A 6,778-nucleotide genomic window follows, 5' to 3' on the forward strand; every position below is an offset into this window, starting at 1 on the left:
ATTGCCATCGCCACCATGAACGAGCGCAACTTCCTGCCAACCCCTACCGGCCAATCCAGCTTTGCGGTTCTGCTCTTTCAGGACATTGCGGCCATACCCTTGCTCGCCATTATTCCGCTCTTGGGTATGGCAGCAGCAGGCGAATCAGGTGCCCATGAGCCGGGCTGGGTGGCCGTGGCGAAAGCGCTTGCAGCGATCGCCGCGGTGATTGTCATCGGCCTCTATCTGACGCGACCACTGCTGCGCTTGGTGGCCAGAACCCATCTGCGTGAAGTCTTCACCGCGTTTTCCCTGTTCTTGGTGATCGGCATCGCACAAATCATGTCGTTCGTCGGCCTTTCGATGGGCCTGGGCGCCTTTCTCGCGGGCGTTTTGCTGGCAAGCTCGGAGTACCGCCATGCGCTGGAGACTGACATCGAGCCGTTCAAAGGGCTGCTTCTGGGTCTCTTCTTCATTTCGGTCGGGATGGCGATCGATTTCGGGCTGCTGATCAGTCAACCCGGCTTGCTGGCGATGCTGCTGCTGGGTTTTCTGGGCCTGAAGCTGACAACGCTGTGGCTCACCGCACGCGTCATCGGTGTAACCTCGCGCCAGCGCTGGCTGTTTGCCATCCTGCTTTCGCAAGGGGGCGAATTCGGCTTTGTCGTGTTTGCCTCCGCGCACACGGTTGGCGTGCTGAGCGGCGAATGGACGGCGTTGCTCAACATGGTCGTCGCACTCTCAATGGCGACCACGCCAATGCTGCTGATGCTTCACGATTGGTGGATCGCGCGCGTCGAATGTGCCGGCGGAAAAGATGATCAAGCCGACAGAATCGACGAAAAGGAGGCTCGCATCATCATCGCCGGCTTTGGCCGCTTCGGGCAGATCATCGGCCGCCTTCTGTTTGCCAATGGAATCAATGCTGTGGTGCTGGATCACGATCCTGATCAAATCGAGCAGCTGCGCAAGTTTGGTTACAAGGTCTTTTACGGCGACGCAGCGCGTGTCGATCTTCTACACGCCGCCGGAGCAGACCAGGCCGCCCTGCTTGTGAATGCGATCGACGACATCGAAGACAGTCTGTTGCTAACCGATATCGTGCGTCAAACCTTCCCCAAGCTGAAGATCATAGCCCGCGCGCGCAACGTCATGCACTACGTCGAGCTGCGTTCGCGCGGCGTCGATGTCATCGAGCGCGAAACCTTCGAGGCCGCGCTCAAGGCAGGCCGCCATGTCCTGGAAACCTTGGGCATCGATCGATTTCGGGCAAGGGACATGGCCAACATCTTTCGCCGCCACAACATCCGCGGCCTGGAAGCGCTCCTCCCCAACTTCAAGGACGAGGCCAGTCGCGTCTCTGCCGTGAAGGCGGGTCGCGATGAACTCGCTGCCCTGTTTGCCCGCGACCGCGAGCAGTTTGATTCTGAGCATTCGTCAAAGGGGTGGCATTGACCCGTTCGGCAATGCAAATCTGGATCAATGCGGGACCAACGCAGTCAGCTCTCTTGCGAATCGAAACCTTAGGCTGTTTCAAGCAACTCTAAAAATTCGTCGACGAAGCGCTCCGGCTGCAGCATGTGTGGACAGTGATCGGCGCCCTCATAGAAACTCAATCGCGCTTGCGGCACGTGGGCAGCGATGTAACGCGCCGTCTCGGCCGTATAAAAGTTGCTGGCGGTACCGTGAGCCAACAGGGTCGGCACGTCGATCGCCGGCAGCACGTCGCGGTAGTCGGCGTCGACCAGGGTCTCCCAGATGGCAATGGCCGGCGGTGGGTCGATAAGGCGAACGGCATCGCGTATCACCTGCCAGCCCGAAGTGTTGCGCAGGTAGGTTTCGCGCGCCTTGGCGTTGAGGCCGAAGGCGATCAGGCGCAGTACCGCTTCGGCAAAGTCCGTATTGAACTCATCGAGCATGCGCTGCGCGTGGTCCGCGGTAAAGTCGCCATAAATTCCGCCATTCCAAGTTTCGTCGGTAAGCAGCTTTGGCGACTGATCAATGAAAGCGAGGTGCGAAAAGCGTTCGGTGCCGAAATCACGGATGCACTGCCAGAGCGTCAACGCACCCATCGAGTGGCCGATAGCCGCGACACGCTCGATTTCATAGTGATCGAGCAGGTTGATGACGTCGCGGGCGAGGCGTTTGATATCCGGTTTTCGGGTAACGCTGAGTCGATGGCCCCCGTGGCCACGTGCATCCGGCCGCAGGAGACGATAGCGCCCGGCCAGTGGTTTGATCAATGGCGCCCAGGACGCGTGGCTGGAAGTCCAGCCATGGAGCATGAGAATTGGCGCCCCGCTGCCCGTCTGACGGACATGGAGCTGCTCTCCGTCGTCGGCATCTATCGTTTCGAATTGCATCGCGCGCTTTTCATCCCGCCAGAAACTCGAGGCTGCGCGAGCGCCAGTCAAGCACCGCCTTATGCATCGACATCTGCTCGGCGAGTGCCGGGTAATCGGCGCGAATGACGTTCGCAGCAAAGCCGGAAAGAAAGCGAGATTTGAGCTCGGCCCGGGCGCGGTCGACGCCAATTTCATCGTAAGGCACCGAGGCGAGCAGCAGAAAGCCGTCGGACGGAATACGTTTGGCTTTCATGTTGCTTTGAATGATGCCCGCAGCCTTGCGGATCGGGTCGGCCAAATCCGGGCTGTACGGGCCAACGATCAACGCCTGGTTGGGCGTATGCAGGAAGTCGAAGCCACGACCAAGGCAGATCATCCACTCTCGGTGCTCGATGTCGAGCATGCGCTCATGGAGGCGCACCTGTTCGCGAACCTGTGTGATGTGATCAAGATTTCCGGCTAGCAGGGGCAACAGGTCGGCGCGCATCTGTGCCGGCATGTCCGGCAACAAGTCGGCCAAGCGCGGCTCCAGCATCGCGACATCGCCCTCTCCAAGCGTGGCGAGATCGAGCATGCGGCCGTCGACGCCGTGAATCGCCAGGGCATCCTCATCGGTCTCGAAGCCGCAAACCAGCGGGTAAACGGTACCGTGGCCGCTACCGAAAATATGCTCGACCTGACGGCGGATTTCCTGCGTATGGGCTATCGCGGCTTGCGTATTGTAGGCAAAGCCGGCACAGCCGCGTGCGGGGTCGCCCTTCGACCAGTGGTAGGTGATCAGGAACAGCACCCGCCGGCCGTCGTTAACCATGCGTTGGACATGATGGGCAAGCACCTCGCCGAGGTGCGGCCAGCCGAGATCGAACATGCCGCCGAGGTTGCGAAAAGGCATCAGGATGCCGGTCGGCGTGTTGGTGGCGACGGGAATGTTGATTCGCCCGTCCATGCATTTGAGCACGGCGATTGCGGTGGGGTGCTCCGCGAGATAGCGTCCGCGGGCAAGCCACGCTTCGGGGCTCCTGAACGATTCGCCGTGGCGACGGGCCAGATCGAACAGCCAGTCGATGCGTTGCTGTATGGGCTTGCTGTGGATGTCCATGGCCAGATGCCTGCGTTGAATGACTCGATGCGCTTCAGTGCGCCATTACCCGCACGACGCCCCATAGCGCCCCAAACCAGAGTCCGGCAAAGGCCAGCATGGCGAGCCCGAATCCGCCGCCGCGCTTGTCCGGATTGATCTGATAGGCAACTGCATACCAGACGCGGCCGACAAGCCAGACAATTCCCATCATGCCGGCACCGCGGTCGCCGATGAGCCCCGCATACAGCCACAAGGCCGGCAACATCAGCACTGTGTTCTCCAGCGTATTCATCTGGATGCGAAAGGCGCGCTCGAAAACCTCATGCCCGGAAACGGCGGGAGCCTTGATGCCGTAGCGTACTCTGGCCCGACCGACATTCAGCGCCGTGACGAACAACAGCAGAACCGCCAGAAGGGTAACGAAAGCTGCCAGAGGAAGAGACGACATGGTTGCTCCTTGAGAATTGAGCTAGCGTGGCACTGGGCGAACTTGGAACTATACCCCATGCCAATCGGGACTTACAATGCAGGCCGATTCACGAAACCGAACCATGCCCGACCAAAACACTCCTGCCCGCATTGTCCTGGCTTTGCTCAAGCCGTACCGCAATCGCATACTGCTTGCGGCCATCGCCCTGGTGGTTGCTGCCATGGCCATGCTGGGTGTCGGTCAGGGATTGCGAGCGGTGATTGACCAGGGGTTTTCCGCCGGAGATCCGGCTTGGCTTGATCGCGCCCTGATGGCCATGTTCGGCATCATCGTCCTGCTCGCGGCGGCGACTTACACCCGCTTCTACAATGTCTCGTGGCTCGGCGAGCGCGTCACTGCGGATCTGCGTCGGCGCGTCTTCGACCACCTGCTGACACTGCCTCCCTCATATTTCGAACAGGGTCGCACTGGCGCGGTGATTTCCCGTCTGACGTCGGACACGACTCTGATTGAAAACGCCATCGGTTCAAGTCTGTCGATCGCCCTGCGCAATATCCTGATCCTGATCGGCGGGCTGACCATGTTGTTCACCACCAATCTCAAGCTGACCTTGATGGTGCTGGCCGGCGTACCGCTGGTGGTAACACCCATCGTGCTGTTTGGACGTCGAGTGCGACGCCTGGCGCGCATCAGCCAGGACCGGGTGGCGGATCTGGGCAATCGGATCGACGAGACGATCCACGAAATCCGTATCGTCCAGGCCTATGGGCATGAGAACGCCGACCGGCGCGACTTCGCCGATCTGGTTGAGCGAGGTTTCACGACGGCGGTCGCGCGTATCCGCAACCGTGCCACGCTGGTAGCGGCCGTCATGGTGCTGGTATTCGGAGCGATCGCCTTGATCCTGTGGGTCGGCGGGCACGATGTGCTGCTCGGCCGCATCACCCCCGGCCAGCTCTCGGCCTTTGTCTTCTATGCGGCGCTGGTTGCCGGCTCGGTTGGCGCCCTGTCCGAATCCTGGGGCGATTTGCAGCGGGCCGCCGGCGCCACCGAGCGCCTGCTGGAACTGCTCGCGGCCCAACCCGATGTGGGCATGCCGCTGCATCCGCTTCCCCTGCCCGCGCGAGCGCGCGGAGAAATCACTTTCGAGGGAGTCGACTTCCGCTACCCTTCCCGGCCTGATACACCCGCCCTGGACAGCTTCAGCCTTTCCGTTTCGCCCGGTGAAAGCGTCGCCCTGGTTGGTCCGTCCGGCGCGGGCAAAACTACGGTTTTCCAGCTTTTGCTTCGCTTCTACGATCCCCAATCGGGCAGCCTTTGCCTCGATGGAATACCCCTTGCCTCCGCGGACCCCCAGGCAGTGCGCCGCTGCATCGCCCTGGTACCCCAGGAGGCTGTAATCTTCGCCACCAGCGTACTGGAGAACGTGCGCTATGCCCGACCGGAGGCCAGCCGGGAAGAAGTACGCGAGGTTTGCGCGGCCGCCTACGCCGACGATTTTGTCAGCCGCTTGCCCGAAGGGTATGAAACCGAACTGGGTGAACGCGGCGTGCGACTTTCCGGTGGCCAGCGCCAGCGCATCGCCATTGCCCGCGCGCTGCTTGCCGACCGCCCTATTCTGCTGCTCGACGAGGCAACCTCGGCGCTTGACGCCGAAAGCGAACGTCTGGTCCAGGCCGCGCTAGAGAAGCTGATGAAGAACCGTACGACGCTGGTTATTGCCCATCGGCTCGCCACGGTGCAGCAGGCCAACCGCATCGTGGTCATGGACCAGGGGCGCATTGTCGAAACAGGCAGCCACGCTGAACTGGTGCGGCAGGATGGGCTTTACGCCCATCTTGCGCGGCTGCAATTTACGTCTTGAGGATAGCGCCACGGACCGTTACCGGCATTCTGCGAGGTATTCATGGTGACCAGATCGATCCTCGGTCGATTGATCGATGTCAATACCGGGCCGAAGCGTCTGCTATAGAATGACGCGTCCTCCCGAGTGAGCCCAACCATGTTCCGTATCTCGCAATACATGCAGGAAATCGCTTCGCCCACTCCGCTCGGGCAAAAAAGGAATCCGCCTGCGCCGGTCGTCATCTGGAACCTGATTCGACGCTGCAACCTGACCTGCAAGCACTGCTATTCGATTTCCGCCGACAAGGATTTCCCCGGTGAACTGACTACCGGCGAAATTTTCAAGGTGATGGACGACCTCAAGGGCTTTCGCGTTCCGGTGCTCATTCTGTCCGGTGGCGAACCACTGCTTCGTCCGGATATTTTCGATATTGCGCAACACGCCAAGGCGATGGGCTTTTACGTTGGTCTCTCGTCCAACGGCACGCTGATTGATGCCGGAAACATCGATCGCATCGCCGAGTGCGACTTCAATTATGTCGGCGTTTCACTCGATGGCATTGAGGAAACGCACGACAAGTTCCGCCGAATGGAGGGTGCTTTCGAGGCCTCGCTCCGCGGCATCCGCCTGTGCCGTGATCTGGGGCTGAAGATCGGCGTGCGTTTCACCATGACCCAGGATAACGCGCACGATCTGCCCAAGCTGCTGAAACTGGTCGAGGACGAAGGCATCGACCGCTTCTATTTTTCACACCTCAACTATGCCGGGCGCGGCAACAAAAACCGCAAGGACGATGCCCAGCACAAGCTGACGCGCTGGGCCATGGATCTGCTCTTCGATACCTGCTGGGAATATGAACAGCGCGGCCTCAACAAGGAGTTCACAACCGGCAACAACGATGCCGACGGCGTCTATTTCCTTTACTGGGTGAGGAAGAATTTCCCCGAGAAGGCCGAGCATATACACGCCAAGCTGGCACAGTGGGGCGGCAACTCATCAGGCGTGAACGTCGCCAATATCGACAATCTGGGCAATGTGCATCCGGATACCATGTGGTGGCATTACACGCTGGGCAATGTTCGCCAACGGGCGTTTTC

6 protein-coding genes are annotated in these 6,778 nt (G+C 60.4%); 3 read left to right on the forward strand and 3 right to left on the reverse strand.

The annotated features are described in order from the left end of the window. Positions 1–1,434, forward strand: a 1,434-nt coding sequence (locus PROAA_RS09270) for a cation:proton antiporter domain-containing protein (protein WP_186411075.1), incomplete at its 5' end; no start/stop codon positions are given. A 68-nt stretch (positions 1,435–1,502) separates the two neighbouring features. Here PROAA_RS09270 and PROAA_RS09275 read toward each other — a convergent pair. Genes PROAA_RS09275 through PROAA_RS09285 form a run of 3 tightly spaced genes read right to left on the reverse strand, consistent with a single transcriptional unit; the run spans position 1,503 to position 3,853 of the window. After that, positions 1,503–2,342 (reverse strand): alpha/beta fold hydrolase, encoded by an 840-nt coding sequence (locus PROAA_RS09275; protein ID WP_186411076.1) that lies wholly within the window; start codon positions 2,340–2,342, stop codon positions 1,503–1,505. Between the two features lie 10 nt (positions 2,343–2,352). Continuing rightward, positions 2,353–3,423, reverse strand: a complete 1,071-nt coding sequence (locus PROAA_RS09280; RefSeq protein WP_186411077.1) for a carboxysome shell carbonic anhydrase domain-containg protein — start codon at positions 3,421–3,423, stop codon at positions 2,353–2,355. 34 nt (positions 3,424–3,457) lie between these two features. Then, complete coding sequence (locus PROAA_RS09285; protein ID WP_186411078.1) at positions 3,458–3,853, reverse strand: MAPEG family protein; 396 nt, start codon at positions 3,851–3,853, stop codon at positions 3,458–3,460. A 103-nt stretch (positions 3,854–3,956) separates the two neighbouring features. Between PROAA_RS09285 and PROAA_RS09290 the strand changes: the two genes are divergently transcribed. Both PROAA_RS09290 and PROAA_RS09295 read left to right on the forward strand, forming a co-directional pair. Continuing rightward, complete coding sequence (locus tag PROAA_RS09290) at positions 3,957–5,699, forward strand: ABC transporter transmembrane domain-containing protein (protein WP_186411079.1); 1,743 nt, start codon at positions 3,957–3,959, stop codon at positions 5,697–5,699. 138 nt (positions 5,700–5,837) lie between these two features. Then, on the forward strand, positions 5,838–6,778 hold a 941-nt coding region (locus PROAA_RS09295), incomplete at its 3' end, for a radical SAM protein (protein WP_186411080.1).

Source organism: Candidatus Propionivibrio aalborgensis (assembly GCF_900089945.1).
Classification (GTDB): Bacteria; Pseudomonadota; Gammaproteobacteria; order Burkholderiales; family Rhodocyclaceae; genus Propionivibrio; species Propionivibrio aalborgensis.